This is a genomic window from Streptomyces sp. NPDC102270 (genome assembly GCF_044766405.1).
Classification (GTDB): Bacteria; Actinomycetota; Actinomycetes; order Streptomycetales; family Streptomycetaceae; genus Streptomyces.
The window spans coordinates 100245-116237 of sequence record NZ_JBIWLX010000002.1; the positions used below are offsets into that span (position 1 = coordinate 100245).

Genomic DNA, 15993 nt, shown 5'->3' on the forward strand with positions numbered 1-15993 from the left:
GCGGGAATCCGGTTCCCTACGACGACGAGGAGACGTGAAGAGCAGGTACGTGCGATGAGGGAGCGGGGCCCTACTTTCCGAGCACGGCGGCCAGCGCCACGACGGCGAACATCATCACGAGCACACCGGCCATGATCCGGTTCCGGGTCTTCGGGTCCACGTGTCGAGCCTAACCGGCCCCGCCCAGCGCCCAGCGGCCGACCACCTCGTAGCGGGGCTGCTCCCCCGGCACCCCGGACTTCGGAAGGTTGCTCCGCACCAGCGCCAGCTCGTCGACGGTCCAGGTACGGCTCGTGAATCCGTCCAGAACCGAGAGATACGGCCCTGCCTCCACGGCCTCCCGGCTGCGCGCCACGGTCAGATGAGCCCGGTACCGCCGGTGCTCCCTCATCTCCACCCCGGCCCTGCGTCCCGCCGCCTCCGCCCGCTCGGCCAGCAGCCGCAGCAGCGGAAGATCGCCAAAGGCCCCCGCCCACAGCGCCCGCCCGTGCCCGAACTGGCCACCGCCGCGCACGGCCAGGGGGAAACGGGCGGTGTGCCGGGCCGCCCGCTCCAGCCGCTCCGACAGCTCCGGTACGACGTCCTCGTCGACCTCCCCGTAGAAGGCGAGCGTGAAGTGCCAGCCGGCAACGCCGGTCCAGCGCAGCGCCGACGCTCCGGGGAGCCGCCTCAACTCGGCGACCTTCAGCGCGAGTTCATCGGTCACGTCCTGCGGGGGCAGCACCGCGGCGAAGAGTCTCATGGAGGGCAGCCTGTCACCATGAGGGCATGGAGATCAGCATCAGGGACGGCGGACCCGACGACATACCCGTGATCCTCGGCATGCTCGACAGCTGTGTGGAGTGGCTGGTGGCACAGGGGCGCCCCGGTCAGTGGGGGACCGAGCCGCTGTCGGGAAGCCCGCGGACGGTGGAGTCCGTCGCCCGGTACATCGACGAGGGCCGCGTGTTCATCGCCGAGGCCGACGGCGTGCCGGCCGCGACCCTCACGATCACCGACTCGCCGGGCGCGTACCTGGCCCATCTCCCGCCGCCGGGCGAGCCCGAGCGGTACATCCACTGGCTCGCCTCCGACCGCCGCTTCAAGGGCCACGGCATCGGCAGCGCCCTCCTCGCGCACGCCGCCAAGGAGACCCGGCGCGCGGGCGTCGCCCTGCTGCGGGTGGACTGCTACGCGGGCGACGACCGCAGACTGGTCGCCTACTACGAAGCCAACGGCTTCACCCCGACGGAGACCTACACCGCCGGGGCGAACAACGACTGGCCGGGCCAGGTGCTGGCCCGGCGGGTACGGCCGTAGGGCTCAGGCCGCCGGCGCCAGTTGCTCCTGATTCTCGCGCGGCACGAACCGCACGTGCGGATGGCCGCGGTTCCAGCCGACCGACAGCCGCAGGTCGCCCATGCGGGCCAGGACCAGGCCGATCGTCGCGGCCGCGACCGCGGCGATCGCGCCGCCCACCGCGAGGCCGGCGCGGACGCCGTACGCGTCGGTGATCCAGCCGGCGATCGGCGCGCCGATCGGGGAGCCGCCCATGAACACCATCATGTACAGGGCCATCACACGGCCCCGCATGGCCGGGTCGGTGCCCATCTGGACGCTGGTGTTCGCGGTGACGTTGACCGTCATGCCGAACATCCCGATCGGGGCCATCAGCAGGGCGAACAGCCACAGCGAGGGGGCGATCGCGGCCACGATCTCCAGCGCGCCGAAGGCCACCGCGCCCACGACCAGCACCCGCATCCGGGCGGTGCCGCGCCGGGCCGCGAGCAGGGCGCCGGCCAGGGAGCCGACCGCCATCACCGTGTTGAAGAGGCTGTAGGAGCCCGCGCCCGCGTGGAAGACGTCGTCGGCGAAGGCCGAGAGATAGACGGGGAAGTTGAAGCCGAAGGTGGACACGAACCCGACCAGGACGATGGTCCAGATCAGCTCCGGCCGCCCGGCCACGTACTGAAGGCCCTCCCGCAGCTGTCCCTTGCCGCGCGGGGCGCGCTCGACGGCGTACAGCTCGCGCGACCGCATCATCAGCAGGCCGACCAGCGGGGCGACGAAGGACAGGCCGTTGGCGAGGAACGCCCAGCCGGTGCCCACGCCGGTGATCATGACGCCCGCGACGGCGGGGCCGATCAGCCGGGCCGACTGGAAGTTCGCGGAGTTCAGGCTGACCGCGTTCTGCAACTGGTCGGGGCCGACCATCTCGGAGACGAACGACTGGCGGGCCGGGTTGTCGACGACCGTCGCGAGGCCCGCGGCGAAGGCGGCGAGGTAGACGTGCCAGACCTGGACCTGGCCGGTCAGGGTGAGGACCGCGAGCGCGATGCCGGTGGCGCCCATCGCGGACTGCGTGAACAGCAGCGCGCGGCGCTTGGACAGCCGGTCGACGAGGACACCGCCGTAGAGGCCGAAGAGCAGCATCGGCAGGAACTGCAGGGCCGTCGTCACGCCGACGGCGGTGGCGGAGCCGGTGAGGCTGAGCACCAGCCAGTCCTGGGCGATGCGCTGCATCCAGGTGCCGATGTTGGAGACGACCTGGCCGAGGAAGAACAGGCGGTAGTTCCTGACCTTCAGCGAGCTGAACATGGATGACTTGCGGGACACACAGGTAGAAGGGATCGGTGCGGGGGCGGAGGGTGCTCCGGGTCCCGTACTCAAAGTGCGTTCGCCTCCTCTTCGTGACTTACAGGTGTGCGAGTTTCTCCAGCACGGGGGCGGCGGCGCGCAGTTTCGCCCACTCGTCCTCGTCGAGGCCGTCGACCAGGGTGGCCAGGAAGGCGTTCCGCTTGGCGCGGCTCTCCGCGAGCATGGCCTCGGCCTGCTCGGTCTTAGTGACGACCTTCTGGCGCCGGTCCTCGGGGTGCGGCTCCAGCCGGACGAGTCCCTTGGCCTCGAGCAGCGCCACGATGCGGGTCATCGACGGCGGCTGCACGTGCTCCTTGCGGGCGAGCTCGCCCGGGGTGGCCTTGCCGCAGAGGGAGAGGGTGCCCAGCACCGACATCTCGGTGGGGCTGAGTGACTCGTCGACCCGCTGGTGCTTGAGCCGACGGGACAGTCGCATCACGGCTGATCGCAGGGAGTTCACGGCGGCTACGTCGTCGCCATGGGTAAGGTCCGGCATCTCTTTAGCGTAACTCATTACTCTCGCTAAACAAACCGGGGTGCACGGGGATTCCCGTGACTCACGCCACGGAAACCCGATCTCCACCCGTACGAGTGAGTCGGCAGCGGAAAGTGAACGCCGCTCAGCGTGGGCGGCGACCCTCGACTCCATGGGGACCAGCGTGTTCAGCCTGCGGATAGACGGGGAGCTGCTCGAGCGGCTCCGGGACCATGCGGCCAAAAGGGGGATGAGCATCCAGGACTATGTGATCCGAACGCTCATCCGGGACGACTTCGACGAGCGGTTCCAGACAGCCGTCGACGAGACCGAGAAGTTCTACGGGGTCACGTGAGAGCGGGTCGCGTGAGGGCGGGTCGCGTGGGAGCGGGTCACGTCAGGCCGAGCGCCGGCATCAGGTAGTAGAACCCGAACACCGCGGCCACGACGTACATCGGCACCGGGATCTCGCGGCCACGGCCGGCCGCCAGCCGCAGCACCACGAAGGTGATGAAGCCCATGCCGATGCCGTTGGTGATCGAGTAGGTGAACGGCATCATCACCATGGTGATGAAGGCCGGGATCGCGATGGTGTGGTCGGCCCAGTCGATGTCCTTGACGTTCCCCGCCAGGATCAGGAAGCCGACCGCGAGCAGGGCCGGGGTCGCCGCCTGGGACGGGACCATCGTCGCGACCGGCGTGAGGAACAGCGCGAGGGTGAAGAGCCCGCCGGTGACGAGGTTGGCGAAACCGGTGCGCGCACCCTCGCCGACCCCCGCCGTCGACTCCACGAAGGCCGTCGTCGCCGACGACGAGCTCGCGCCGCCCGCGGCGACCGCGAGGCCGTCCACGAAGAGGACCTTGTTGATACCCGGCATCTGACCCTGGGCGTCGGTGAGCCTGGCCTCGTCGGAGACGCCCATGATCGTGCCCATCGCGTCGAAGAAGCACGACAGCAGGACCGTGAAGACGAAGAGGACGCCGGTCAGCACACCGACCTTGTCGAAGCCGCCGAAGAGGCTGACCTTGCCGATCAGGCCGAAGTCCGGGGAGGCGACCGGGTTGCCCGGCCACTTCGGGACGGTGAGCCCCCAGGAGGGGACCTTGGCGACGGCCTCGATGATCATCGCCACGACCGTCATCGTGACGATCGAGATGAGGATCGCGCCGGAGATCTTGCGGACGATGAGCGCGAGGGTGAGCAGGGCGCCCAGGATGAAGACCAGGACCGGCCAGCCGTCGAGGTGTCCGTCGCCGCCGAGCTGGAGCGGGACGGTGGTCTGGGCGACGTCGGGGATGCGGGAGACGAAGCCGGAGTCCACGAGCCCGATCAGCATGATGAACAGGCCGATACCGATGGAGATCGCCTTGCGCAGGCCGAAGGGCACCGCGTTCATCACGCGCTCGCGCAGACCGGTGGCGACCAGCAGCATCACGATGAAGCCCGCCAGGACCACCATGCCCATCGCGTCCGGCCAGGACATTCGGGGCGCGAGCTGGAGCGCGACGACGGAGTTCACGCCGAGGCCTGCGGCCAGGGCGATCGGGACGTTGCCGACCACGCCCATGAGGAGCGTGGTGAAGGCCGCGGTGAGGGCGGTCGCGGTGACCAGCTGGCCGTTGTCCAGCTGATGGCCGTACATGTCCTTGGCGCTGCCGAGGATGATCGGGTTCAGCACGATGATGTAGGCCATCGCGAAGAACGTGGCGAAGCCGCCCCGGATCTCGCGGGGCAGGCTGCTGCCCCGCTCGGAGATCTTGAAGTAGCGGTCGAGGGCGGTCGGCATTGGATGTTCCTACGAGCAGAAGTGGACAGACATAAACCGTTTCAGTATGAACGTATAACGTCCGCCGGGCCATCTCCGCGCGTAGATGTGATCGCCTCGTAAGCTGTCCCCATGGACGTGTTCTCTTCGGGATCCTTCAAGCACGAGGCGCCGGAGCCCCTGGAGGGCCCCGTGGTCGCCACGGTCACCGGCGGCACGATCCTGTGGTTCGTCCTCTTCCTCGTACAGCTCCCGTTCTACGGCTGGTTCGAGGACCACGGACACACCTGGTGGCTGTGGACCTGCCTGGCCGGGGGCGGGCTGGGGCTGTACGGCACCTGGTACGTCCGCAAGCGCGACGCCGCGATCAAGCAGGCGGGCGGCACGGATTCCCCCGCCGCCCCTGCTGCCGAGTGACGAGCACCCCCTAGTACCACGGCATCACTCGCCCGTTCCCGTCTCCTCCCCAGGTCGGAACTTCCGGTCACTCGGCGGGTGAAGCCGCAAAACCGCACGTACCGTCGAATGCATGACGCACATCGACGCGGGCGCCGAACTCGACCCTGTGCACCCCGTGGCACTCCCGGCACCGGCGGCGGGCGGACTCACCAAGGCCGAGGTCGCCGAGCGGGTGACGCGCGGGCAGGTCAACGACGTGCCGGTGCGCAGCAGCCGGAGCCTGGGGGAGATCGTCCGGGCGAACGTCTTCACCCGGTTCAACGCGATCATCGGTGTGCTCTGGCTGGTCATGCTGTTCGTCGCGCCGTTCCAGGACAGCCTGTTCGGGTACGTCATCCTCGCCAATACCGGGATCGGCATCATCCAGGAGTGGCGGGCGAAGAAGACCCTCGACTCGCTCGCGGTGATCGGCGAGGCGAGGCCGACCGTACGGCGGGACGGGACCGCGTCCCAGGTCAGCACCTCGGAGATCGTCCTCGACGACCTCATCGAGATCGGACCCGGCGACAAGGCCGTGGTCGACGGGGTGGTCGTGGAGGCGGACGGCCTCGAGATCGACGAGTCCCTCCTGACCGGCGAGGCCGACCCGGTGGTGAAGCGGCCCGGCGACCAGGTGATGTCCGGGAGCTTCGTGGTCGCCGGCGGCGGCGCCTTCCAGGCCACCAAGGTGGGTCGCGAGGCCTACGCCGCCCAGCTCGCCGAGGAGGCCTCCCGGTTCACCCTGGTCCACTCCGAACTGCGCTCCGGCATCTCCACGATCCTCAAGTACGTGACGTGGATGATGGTCCCGACCGCGATCGGCCTGGTCATCAGCCAGCTGTTCGTGAAGGACGACGACCTCAAGGGCTCCCTCGCCCGGACGGTCGGCGGCATCGTGCCGATGGTCCCGGAGGGACTCGTCCTGCTGACCTCCATCGCCTTCGCCATCGGCGTGATCCGGCTCGGCCGGAAACAGGCCCTCGTCCAGGAACTCCCGGCCATCGAGGGCCTCGCCCGCGTCGACACGGTCTGCCTCGACAAGACCGGCACCCTCACCGAGGGCGGCATGGACGTCACCGAGCTCAGGCCGCTGCAGGGCGCCGACGAGTCGTACGTACGCAAAGTCCTGGGCGCCCTCGGGGAGTCGGATCCGCGGCCGAACGCCTCACTCCGGGCGATCATCGACGCCTACCCGGACGCCGAGGAGTGGCGCTGCACGGAGTCGCTCCCCTTTTCCTCCGCCCGCAAGTACAGCGGGGCCACCTTCAGCGAGGGCGACGGCGAGTCCAGTACGTGGCTGCTGGGGGCGCCGGACGTGCTCCTGGCCCCCGAGGACCCCGCGCTCTCCGAGACCGGGCGGCTCAACGAGCAGGGCCTGCGCGTGCTGCTGCTGGTCCGGGCCTCCCGCGACCTGAACGATCCCGAGGCCGCCCGGGGAGCGCGGCCGACCGCCCTCGTCGTCCTGGAACAGCGGCTGCGGCCCGACGCGGCCGACACCTTGCGGTACTTCGCCGAACAGGACGTCCGCGCCAAGGTCATCTCCGGGGACAACGCGGTCTCTGTCGGGGCGGTGGCGGCCAAGCTCGGGCTGAACGGCAGCGTGGTCGACGCACGTCAACTGCCCGCCGACCCGGAGGGCATGGCGAAGGCGCTCGACGAGGGCACGGTGTTCGGGCGGGTCACCCCGCAGCAGAAGCGGGACATGGTGGGGGCCCTCCAGTCGCGCGGGCACACCGTCGCGATGACCGGTGACGGGGTCAACGACGTGCTCGCCCTGAAGGACGCCGACATCGGAGTGGCGATGGGCTCCGGGTCGGAGGCCACGCGGGCGGTCGCGCAGATCGTGCTGCTCGACAACAGCTTCGCGACGCTGCCCTCGGTGGTCGCGGAGGGCCGGCGGGTCATCGGCAACATCACCCGGGTCGCGACGCTGTTCCTGGTGAAGACCGTGTACTCGGTGCTGCTGGCCGTGTTCGTGGTGTGCTGGCAGGTCGAATACCCCTTCCTGCCCCGGCACCTGACCCTGCTGTCGACGCTGACGATCGGCGTCCCGGCCTTCTTCCTGGCCCTCGCGCCCAACAAGGAACGCGCGCGACCGCACTTCGTGCGGCGGGTGATGCGGTACTCGATCCCGGGCGGGGTGGTGGCGGCGATCGCGACCTTCGTGACGTATCTGATCGCCCGGCACCACTACACGGGCCCCGGCGCGCTGGACGCGGAGACGAGCGCGGCGACGCTGACCCTGTTCCTGATCTCGATGTGGGTGCTGGCGATCATCGCCCGCCCGTACACCTGGTGGCGTCTCGCGCTGGTCGCGGCGATGGGCCTCGGGTTCGTGCTGGTCCTCGCCGTGCCCGGGCTCCAGCACTTCTTCGCGCTGAAGCTGGTGGGGGCGACGATGCCGTGGATCGCGGTCGGCATCTCGGTGGTGGCGGCGGCCGCCTTGGAACTCCTGTGGAGGTGGGTCGACCGCCGCGTTCCCGCTTAGCGCGGGGCTTCAGCCCGGGTGGTGGGCTGCGGTTCTACTGGACGTCGACGAAGTCCCCGGTCGAGGTGACCGGCGAGGTCGTCGTCGTACCGGCGAAGACGTAACGGAAGGAGCCGTCGGCGGAGGCCGTCACCGTGGTCTTCAGGGCGCCCGTGGTGCTGGTCTTGATGGTCTTCAGGGTGGTGTAGGAGGTCGCACCCTTCTTCTTGAACTGGAGCTTCACCGGCTGGGTCGAGTAACCCGCGTACGTGTTGGTGTCCCAGTTCGCGCGGGCGAGCTTGCCCGTGACGGTGATGGTCTTGCCCTTCTTCACCGGCTCGGGGGCGGCGTTGGTGGTGAGGGTGGACCGGCGCTGGAGGTGGGTGGTGCCGAGGTTGCCCTGCCAGGTCAGGCCTTCGTCGCCGTTGACAGCGAGGGCGCCCAGCTTCCAGGTGCCCGCCTCGCTGCTGTACAGGTCGCCGTCCTCGTCGGAGCCCTTGGGGCGGAACTGGATCTTCGCGGTGCACTTCAGCACCGTCGAGGAGGACGCCGTGCAGGTGCCGGGGTCGTCGCCGCCGAGCAGGTCGTCGGAGTTCATGCCGAGGGTGGCGCCGCGGTAGAGGAGTGGGAAGGTACCGAAGGAGTTCGGGTCCAGGTTCGCGGGCTTGGTCACGGTGTAGCTGGCCGAGACCGTGACCATCGCCGTCGAACCGACCACGATGTCCTTGCCGCTGTTGACCTTCAGGCTGGAGAAGGTGACGGCGGGCCCGGCCGTGGCAGCCTGGGCGGCCGGCACGGCGAGGGCGGAGAGTGCCACGGCGCCGGAGGCGGCGAGGACGAGGGCGCGTATGCGCATGTGCGTTCCCCATGAGGAGAGAAGGATCTGGGAGTCTGATGACTCACTCCCTAGATCCGTGACTCACGGGACTGGTTGTACGGGTGGGGCGTGATTTTGTCCGCACATGCGCAACGCTTTACTTCCGGCCTACTTACCTGACGTCGACGAAGTCACCCGGGGCGTTGACCGCCGGGGTGGTGGAGGTGCCCGCGAAGCTCCAGCGGAAGAACCCGTCGACCGTCGCCTTGACGGTGGTCTTCAGGTCACCCTTGCTGTTGGTCTTGACCGTCTTCACGGTGGTGTAGGTGTCGGAGTCCTTCTTGCGGAACTGGAGCTTCACCGGCTGGGTCGAGTAGCCGGCGTACTTGCGGGTCTCCCAGTTGGCCCGCGTCAGCTTGCCGGTGACGGTGATGGTCTTGCCCTTCTTCACCGGCTCGGGGGCGGCGTCGGCCGTGAGCTTGGAGAGGCGCTGGACCTTGTGGGTGCCGTAGGAGTCGTTCCAGTAGTCGCTGCCGGCCTCGTCGGCGGCGATCGCGGCGGCCGTCACGTGCCAGGTACCGGCCAGCGAGTTCATGTACAGCTCCCGGCCGACGTCGACCGTGATGGTGAGCTTGCAGTTCGAGGTTGTGGCGCTGACCGCGGTGCAGGTGGCGTTCTGCTCGTTCGGGGCGAACACGCCGTCGTGGTGGGCCAGGTCCCTGCCGTGCCACAAGTCGATGTACGCGTCCTGGATACCGGCGGAGTGACTGGCGGTCAGCGACACGGTGAACGTCTTGACGCCAGTAGTACCGAACACGATGCTCTTGCCGCCGTTGACCTTCACGTCGGAGACGACCGGCAGTTCATCGTCGGCGGCGGCGCTCATCGCGGCTCTGGAGACGCCGAAACGCTCCGTAGCAGTGGGTTTGTGCAGGCCCCCGCCGTCGGCCTGGGCGGCCGGGACGGCGAGGGCGGAGAGGACGAGGCCGCCGGAGACGGCGGCCACGATGGTGCGGATGCGCATGCGTTCCCCCAGGACTGGTCGTGGAGCCTGGTGGCTCGTGGGGTCAGATGCGAGACCGGGCTGAACCGTTGCAGCAGACCGGCCTGATTTTCTACCAGCCGCCAGTCCCGGGCGTCATACCTTCGGCCACATGGTCTTGCCCGCGGCCAGTGCGCCCTTGCCGTCACCGGCGTACAGACGCAGGTCGCCCGCGGTCGTGACGCCGGCGAGATCGCCCTTGCCGTCACCGTCGAAGTCACCGCCGAGGACGACGCGCATGCCGCCCCAGGTCTTGTCGGGCCACATGGAGCGGGCCTTGTCGAAGGTGCCGTCGGCCTTGCCCGGGTAGAGGTGCAGCGCTCCGTCGGCGGCGACGGCGGCGATGTCCTCGCGTCCGTCACCGGTGAAGTCGGCCGTGGCGATGAGCTTCTTCTTCCATGTCTTGTCCGGCCACATCGACTTCTTTTGGTTGACCAGGTTGCCGGCCGCGTCCCGCTTGTAGGTGTAGAGGGAGCCATCGGGCCACTGGAACAGGAGGGTGTCGCGTCCGGCGGTCCCGGTCCTCAGAGCGGCGACTGGCAGGCCGTCCTTCCACGTGGCATCGCTCCAGAGCGCGCGGTGCTCCCAGATCGAACTCTGGAAGCGTCCCCAGATGACACGCTGTTTTGCCAGGGTGAGGTCCCCGTCCTTGTCGACAGTGACGACTTCGAGGCCTTTCGAGTCCGCCAGGAAGTCACCCGCGATCAGCTGCTGCTGGGGAGAGCGGCCCAGGGCACTCAGGAAGCTGCCGAACTGCAACGTGCCATCCGGACGACCGTGGAAGAACTGCGCGGAGCCGTTGTCCATGAGCGCCGCGATGTCCGTACGGCCGTCATCGTCGAAGTCAGCCGCAGTGAGGGCGTTCGTAAGATGTTTCTGGCGACTCGTCAGCCGGACCTGCTGGACCCAGTCCGCGATGTCGTCGACGCGGGTGGCGACGGCACCGGTGCGGGTCTCCGACGAGTTGAGGCAACCGCCGTCCCAGGAGGCGCTGACCACGCCGATGACCCGGCCGGATCCGTTGAGCACGGGCCCGCCCGCGTCGCCCTTGCACAGGGCCGCCCCGGCAGCGGCGGGCGAGATGGCGAGAGTCGTCGGGTTCACGAGGTCCACGGCGAAGGTGCTGGCGTGAGCGCGTTCAGGGGTCCACGCCAGCTTGGTCCGGCCGTAGCCGACCGCTCTGAGCGGGTCGCCCTGGGCCGGTGCGGCGTCGCTGACCTGGGCGGACGCGATGTCGGGGAAGGGGCCGCCCAGCGCGTCGTCGGCGGAGACCGGGTTGAAGCGCGCCAAGACCAGGTCACGACCGGCGTAGGGGACGATCTCCTGGACCTTCTGGGTGCGCTGCGCAGCGGCCGTCGGCTTGTTGCCGTCGGCGGTCACCACAGCGGGAAGGGGCGGTACGCCCTTGGCGAGCGTGGTCGCCTGCTGGGGATCGGGGGCGAAGCAACTGGCGGCGGTGAGGACCCACTGGGGGTCGACCAGAGTGCCGGAGCAGGCGCGTTCGTTGTCGGTGCCGCCGGCGACATGGACCTTGACCGTGTACTGGTCGCTGTCGTCCGCGAGCGGGTCGCCTACGACGGACTGGGCCGGGACCGCGGCGAGCAGACCGGTCGTCAGACCGGCGGCCGCGAGCCCGGCGGCCCACATCATGCGCGTTCCGCGCGGACGGGCGTCTTTCACGTTTCCCTCGAATCCCGGGGTCTTGTTGGCTGTGGGGCGCATGGGCACGGCGGTCAGCCCGTGACCCGGAGCTCGACGAGTACCGAGGGGGCGCCTCCGGCGGCCTCGCCGACGGACTCGAACCCTCCTTGGGGCACGGCGACCGTGGTGGTCTTGCCTGCTGCGGTCAGGTCGGCGCTGATCGGGTGGTCCGCGGCTTCCACGGCGAAGACCTGGGGAAGCTCAAGGGTGAGGCGGCCGCTCTTCCCGAGCGCTGTGAAGCAGTAGGTGCCAGCCCGGCCCACGGAGTCGTCCCTGCGGGTCAGGACCCGAATCTGCTGGGCGGCCGCATCGCAGTCGGCCAGCAGAATGCGCCCGTCTCCCTTCTTCAGCTTGATTCCCTTTTCGGCCAGGATTTGGTCGGCTCCGGGGTAACCGTAGTCCTCGACCGCGAAGGGCGGATTCGAGTCCCCCTGGGATTGCGGTGGGTCATCGGCGGAAGCCACAGAAATACCGGCGAGAGTGGCGCACGCGGCCACGATTCCGGAAGCAACGAGATTTCGGGCACGAAAAGGCACCGAGAATTCCCTTCGAAAAATACGCATGACTGAGTTGCAGCCGTCGACGGCTGCTGGATATGCCCTGATGAGCCGGTCACGCACAGGCGCACCGGGTCCCCGTTTACCCCCTGAAGATGCAAGCCCGGATGAAGTCCCGGCTGGTCAGGCCGGGCATGTCCGAAGCAAAGTCGGAGCACAGCATATGCATAGGTGAGGTCAACGTCAATGCACATACAATAAATCCGCATTGCCCCATATGACCGGTCTGAAAATCTCCTCCTTCCGCTCGATGAAAGGGGGCTATGCTTACCCGTCGACCATTCGGCGACTCGCATTTCGGGGGTCGTCGCCGATTACAGACAGGTACCCAGTGAATCGAAGAACTGACCAGTTCGATGCCACCGGAATATCAAAACGCCTGATACACCGGACCGTGCTTGGTGTGCTGCCCATGGCGATCGCCATGGGTCTGCTCGGCGCCGTTCCGGTAGCGGCCTCCGACTCCCCAGCCGACGACGGCGGTACGGCGAGCGGCGCGTACTCGGACCGGGGCCGGGTGCTGCAGCTCTGGAAGGCGGGCGGCCCCGGCCTGCGGGCCGCCGCGGAGGTCGCCCTGACCGGTGGTGACGACGACGTCCGGCACTTCCTGAACGACGTCGCGACCGAGACGGCGTACCAGGACGACCGGGTACAGACCGCGCAGATCGCGGGCCTCGGCGGACGCGGTCTCCAGGAGGCCGCCCGTAAGGCGCTGAGTGGCAGTCAGGGGGACCTGGACACCTTCCTGAAGGATGGCTGGAAGGCACCCCTGGAACAGGACCAGCGTGTCCGCATCGCCCAGATCGTCGACGCAGGCGGGCCCGGCGTGCAGGAGGCCGGCCGCGCCGCGCTGGCCGGCACGGCCGACGACATGGCCGACTTCCTCAACGACGGCCAGTACACGGAGCGCGAGCAGGACGAGCGGGTCCAGCTCGTGCAGATCGTGAGTACGGGTGGAGCAAACGTCCGGGCCGCCGGCCGGGTAGCCCTGGAGGGCACCGCCGCGGACATCCGCGAGTTCCTGCAGGTCGGCCAGTACGTGGCCCGGTCTCGGGACCAGGAACGCGCCACCATCGCCCAACTCGCCGCCCAGGCGAAGGAGGCCGGACGGCAGGCGCGTGCGGAGACGGAGGCGGCCAAGGACGCCTCCGCGCGGGCCGTCGCAGCCTCGGCGCTGGCCAAGGAGGCCGCGCAGAAGGCGGCGGCCGAGACGGAGGCCGCCCGCAAGGACTCGGTCCGGGCCGCGTCCGCCGCATCTCGCGCGGCGACCGCCGCCACTCAGGCCGCCCGCGCGGCGCAGCAGGCCATCGACGCTGCACGCGCCGCCAATAACTCGGCCCGTACCGCCGCCAGTGCCGCCACCCAGGCTGCGGCTGCCGCGTCCGGCGCCGCCCAGGCCGCCAGCCGGGCCCGTGGGGCGGCCGCCGACGCGGCCGCGGACCACAGCAAGGCGAGCACGGCCCGCAAGGCCGCCGACGAGGCCAATGCCGCGGCCAAGGGCGCCCGGCTCGCGGCGGACGCGGCGAACCAGGCCGGTATCGCCGCGACCGCGGCCGGGGATGCGGCGAGGGCCGCGACCAGCGCCGGAGCCAACGCCGACGCCGCAGCGAGCGCCGCGACCGACGCCAGCCGCTACGCCGACCAGGCCGGGGCGAATTCCTCCGAGGCCAGTGCCGCCGCTGCTGCGGCACGTGCCCAGGCAGCGGAAGCCACGCGTGCTGCGAACGCCGCCGAGAGCCTGGCTCGCAAGGCTGCCGTCGCCGCGAACGAGGCCCGTGACGCAGCCAACTCGGCCGCCACCCACGCGGAGAACGCTGCCAAGGCGGCCAACGACGCGGCCGACCACGCCGTGGAGGCCGGAAAGGCGGCGACCGAGGCGACCGCCCACGCGAAGGCCGCCAAGGAGGATGCGGACATCGCGAGCTCGGCCGTGGCCAAGGCCAAGTCGGTGTTCACGCTGGCCCGTCAGATCGAGGCCGAGGAGCTGACCGCCCGTACCAACGAGGCCGTGGCGCGAGCCCGGCAGCTCAAGGCGCAGGAAGAACAACGGCAGGCAGCCGAGGACCGGGGGGTCCAGGCCTCCGCCGACCTGGAGGCGGACGCCCGGCGACTGAGCACGGCCGCCTCCGCACCGGACGCGGATCAGCGGACGCTGGTCACCGAGGGCCGTGACGTCGCGCTGCGCACCCTGAAGACCCGTGGTCCCTGGAGCCGTACGGCGGCCGGTGAGGCGCTCTCCGGTGACACTGCCGACGTGGTGTCGTACTTGCGTTCCGGCCGCGTCGAGGCCGCCCAGGACGACGCACGGTCGCGGGTGGAGACACTGGCCCTGGAGTCGCCGGCGCCCGCCGTCCGCAGCGGGGCCGAGCAGGCCCTGGGCGACGGCACGACCAAGGTCAGCTCGTTCCTTGAGAGCGGTCAGTACGAGGCGATGGCCGACGACCTTCGCGTCTACGTCTCGAAGGTGATCTCCAACGGTGGCCCCAGCGTCCAGAGCGCGGGACGTACGGCGCTGAGCTCCGGCTCCGTGGACAAGTACCGCACCTTCGTCACCGACGGTCAGTACACGGCCCGCACCGAGGACGAGCGGGTCCGGGCGGCGCAGCTCATCGACAGCGGTGGCCCCGAGGTCAAGGCGTCCGCCCGGATCGCACTGGAGGGCCCAGCGCCGCTGCTGCACGCCTTCATCCAGCATGGTCAGTACCAGGCACAGCGCAAGGACCAGCTCGCCGCCGGTCATGTGGCCCTGCTGCAGCAGATGATCTCCGAGGCCGCCTCGGTGGCTGCCACCGCGCAGAAGAACGCGGCGGAGGCGGGCAAGGTCGCCGCCACGGCCCGTAAGGCCGCCGCCGAGGCCGCGGAGTACTCCAAGCAGGCCGACGCATCGGCGAAGGCGGCCAAGGGATACGCCGACGACGCCCTCAAGTCCGCCAAGGAGGCGGAGACTTCAGCGGCCAACGCCGCGGCCTCGGCCCGCACCGCGCGCGCCGCGGAGGCCGACGCCCACGCGGCGGCGGCACGGGCCGTCTCCTCGGCCGCCGAGGCGCAGGTGTCCGCGAACTGGGCGCAGGGATCGGCCGACGAGGCCTGGAGTTCGGCCCGGGAAGCCCGGGCGTCGGCCACGGCTGCCGGAAAGGACTCCGCCGCGGCCGGCAAGGCCATGCTGGAGGCCTTCCAGACGGCGGTCTCGAAGCAGCTCCAGGAGGAGGCCGAGTTCCGTAGGACGGAGGAGGCCTGGCGCAACGCTCCGGACCCGGAGGGCCCGCAGGAGGAGGACGACGGCTGGATCCCGGACTGGCTGGAGGACAAGGCGGACACCGTCCTCATCTACGGCGAGGCCATCCTCACCGACCCGGACGTCTGGTCCGGGCTCGCCGAGACGGGCGCCGGCGTTCTGATGATGGGCGTCGGCGCGTCCGGCGACATTGCCGGCGGTGCGCTGTGCATCACGGGCATCGGCTGCCTCGCCGGTGCTCCGGCGATCGCGGCGAGCACGACCCTGGCTGTCGGGGGTGGGTTCACCGCCGCGGACGGTATCGGCCGCTTCAACGACGGCCTGGGCCAGGCACTGCGCGAGGCACAGAGTAAGAGCAGCGCCGTACAGAAGGCGCAGACCGGGCCGAAGCCGGCTCCGAACAATCTGCCCGGATTCCCGAATGCCGGGAGGGTCAGGGGCAAGACGCCCGTGCAGGGCGGAGGGCAGCTCCGCAAGCGCTGGAAGGACCCCAAGTCCGGTGACATCTTCGAGTGGGACTACCAGCACGGAACGGTCGAGAAGTACAACAAGCGCGGCAAGCATCAGGGCGAGTTCGACCCCAATACTGGAGCCCAGACCAAGCCTGCGGACCCGACTCGGAAGGTGACCCCATGAGACTCGCCATCTCCCGTTTCCCGAAGGACGGCGAGTTCCTCGACTCGTCCGTCGATGTCACGGCGGTCGGCCTGGACGTCCTCGCGGACCTCGTGGGGATCGCCCCGGACGAGCTGATCGGCGATGTGCCTCTGACGGAGGAGCATGCCGAGCGGGTCCGGCAGCTCACCGGCATCACGCTCGACCTGGAGAAGTACGAGTACTTCCTGGACCCCAGCGCGGACTGAGAGAAGATGCGGGGGC

At 69.7% G+C, this 15993-nt stretch carries 14 protein-coding genes; 6 read left to right on the plus strand and 8 right to left on the minus strand.

Going from position 1 to position 15993, the window contains the following annotated elements; all coding sequences use genetic code 11:
- Nucleotides 1-169: 169 nt before the first annotated feature.
- The gene (thpR, locus tag ACIRP7_RS03385; protein ID WP_403653278.1) at nucleotides 170-742 is read right to left on the minus strand and encodes an RNA 2',3'-cyclic phosphodiesterase; all 573 of its coding nucleotides are present in this window, start codon (nucleotides 740-742) and stop codon (nucleotides 170-172) included.
- 26 nt (nucleotides 743-768) lie between these two features.
- Here thpR and ACIRP7_RS03390 point away from each other — a divergent pair, with 26 nt between their 5' ends.
- Entirely contained in the window at nucleotides 769-1299 is a 531-nt protein-coding gene (locus ACIRP7_RS03390) for a GNAT family N-acetyltransferase (protein WP_403653281.1), read from the plus strand.
- A gap of 3 nt (nucleotides 1300-1302) precedes the next feature.
- Here ACIRP7_RS03390 and ACIRP7_RS03395 read toward each other — a convergent pair whose 3' ends face one another.
- Together ACIRP7_RS03395 and ACIRP7_RS03400 are read right to left on the minus strand one after the other, a co-directional pair.
- Nucleotides 1303-2649 (minus strand): MFS transporter, encoded by a 1347-nt coding sequence (locus ACIRP7_RS03395; protein WP_403653284.1) that lies wholly within the window; start codon nucleotides 2647-2649, stop codon nucleotides 1303-1305.
- Between the two features lie 25 nt (nucleotides 2650-2674).
- Nucleotides 2675-3112 carry a MarR family winged helix-turn-helix transcriptional regulator gene (locus tag ACIRP7_RS03400; protein ID WP_057608571.1) on the minus strand — a complete coding sequence of 146 codons (438 nt, stop codon included), beginning with the start codon at nucleotides 3110-3112 and terminating at the stop codon, nucleotides 2675-2677.
- A 151-nt stretch (nucleotides 3113-3263) separates the two neighbouring features.
- Between ACIRP7_RS03400 and ACIRP7_RS03405 the strand changes: the two genes are divergently transcribed.
- Entirely contained in the window at nucleotides 3264-3446 is a 183-nt protein-coding gene (locus ACIRP7_RS03405; RefSeq protein WP_403653286.1) for a ribbon-helix-helix protein, CopG family, read from the plus strand.
- A gap of 37 nt (nucleotides 3447-3483) precedes the next feature.
- Here ACIRP7_RS03405 and ACIRP7_RS03410 read toward each other — a convergent pair whose 3' ends face one another.
- The gene (locus ACIRP7_RS03410; protein WP_403653288.1) at nucleotides 3484-4878 is read right to left on the minus strand and encodes an NCS2 family permease; all 1395 of its coding nucleotides are present in this window, start codon (nucleotides 4876-4878) and stop codon (nucleotides 3484-3486) included.
- Between the two features lie 111 nt (nucleotides 4879-4989).
- Here ACIRP7_RS03410 and ACIRP7_RS03415 point away from each other — a divergent pair, with 111 nt between their 5' ends.
- Entirely contained in the window at nucleotides 4990-5274 is a 285-nt protein-coding gene (locus ACIRP7_RS03415) for a DUF2530 domain-containing protein (protein WP_403653291.1), read from the plus strand.
- 112 nt (nucleotides 5275-5386) lie between these two features.
- Nucleotides 5387-7783, plus strand: a complete 2397-nt coding sequence (locus ACIRP7_RS03420) for a cation-translocating P-type ATPase (RefSeq protein WP_403653294.1) — start codon at nucleotides 5387-5389, stop codon at nucleotides 7781-7783.
- Between the two features lie 34 nt (nucleotides 7784-7817).
- Here ACIRP7_RS03420 and ACIRP7_RS03425 read toward each other — a convergent pair whose 3' ends face one another.
- The 4 genes from ACIRP7_RS03425 to ACIRP7_RS03440 all read right to left on the minus strand — a co-directional run bounded on the left by ACIRP7_RS03425 (nucleotide 7818) and on the right by ACIRP7_RS03440 (nucleotide 11786).
- A complete protein-coding gene (locus tag ACIRP7_RS03425; RefSeq protein ID WP_403653297.1) occupies nucleotides 7818-8618 on the minus strand; it encodes a hypothetical protein in 801 nt (266 codons plus the stop codon).
- 133 nt (nucleotides 8619-8751) lie between these two features.
- Nucleotides 8752-9603 carry a DUF5707 domain-containing protein gene (locus ACIRP7_RS03430; protein WP_403653300.1) on the minus strand — a complete coding sequence of 284 codons (852 nt, stop codon included), beginning with the start codon at nucleotides 9601-9603 and terminating at the stop codon, nucleotides 8752-8754.
- A gap of 114 nt (nucleotides 9604-9717) precedes the next feature.
- Entirely contained in the window at nucleotides 9718-11343 is a 1626-nt protein-coding gene (locus ACIRP7_RS03435) for a trypsin-like serine protease (RefSeq protein ID WP_403653303.1), read from the minus strand.
- Nucleotides 11344-11354: 11 nt separating this feature from the next.
- Nucleotides 11355-11786: a hypothetical protein gene (locus ACIRP7_RS03440; RefSeq protein ID WP_352388751.1), complete on the minus strand. Its 432-nt coding sequence runs from the start codon at nucleotides 11784-11786 to the stop codon at nucleotides 11355-11357.
- Between the two features lie 487 nt (nucleotides 11787-12273).
- On the opposite strand from ACIRP7_RS03440, the gene ACIRP7_RS03445 reads away from it, so the two are divergent.
- Both ACIRP7_RS03445 and ACIRP7_RS03450 read left to right on the plus strand, forming a co-directional pair.
- Nucleotides 12274-15750, plus strand: coding sequence for a colicin E3/pyocin S6 family cytotoxin (locus tag ACIRP7_RS03445; RefSeq protein WP_403653306.1), 3477 nt, complete (start codon nucleotides 12274-12276; stop codon nucleotides 15748-15750).
- Nucleotides 15747-15977 carry a hypothetical protein gene (locus tag ACIRP7_RS03450; RefSeq protein WP_403653309.1) on the plus strand — a complete coding sequence of 77 codons (231 nt, stop codon included), beginning with the start codon at nucleotides 15747-15749 and terminating at the stop codon, nucleotides 15975-15977. The genes ACIRP7_RS03445 and ACIRP7_RS03450 overlap by 4 nt, the downstream gene beginning before the upstream one ends.
- Nucleotides 15978-15993 lie beyond the last annotated feature (16 nt).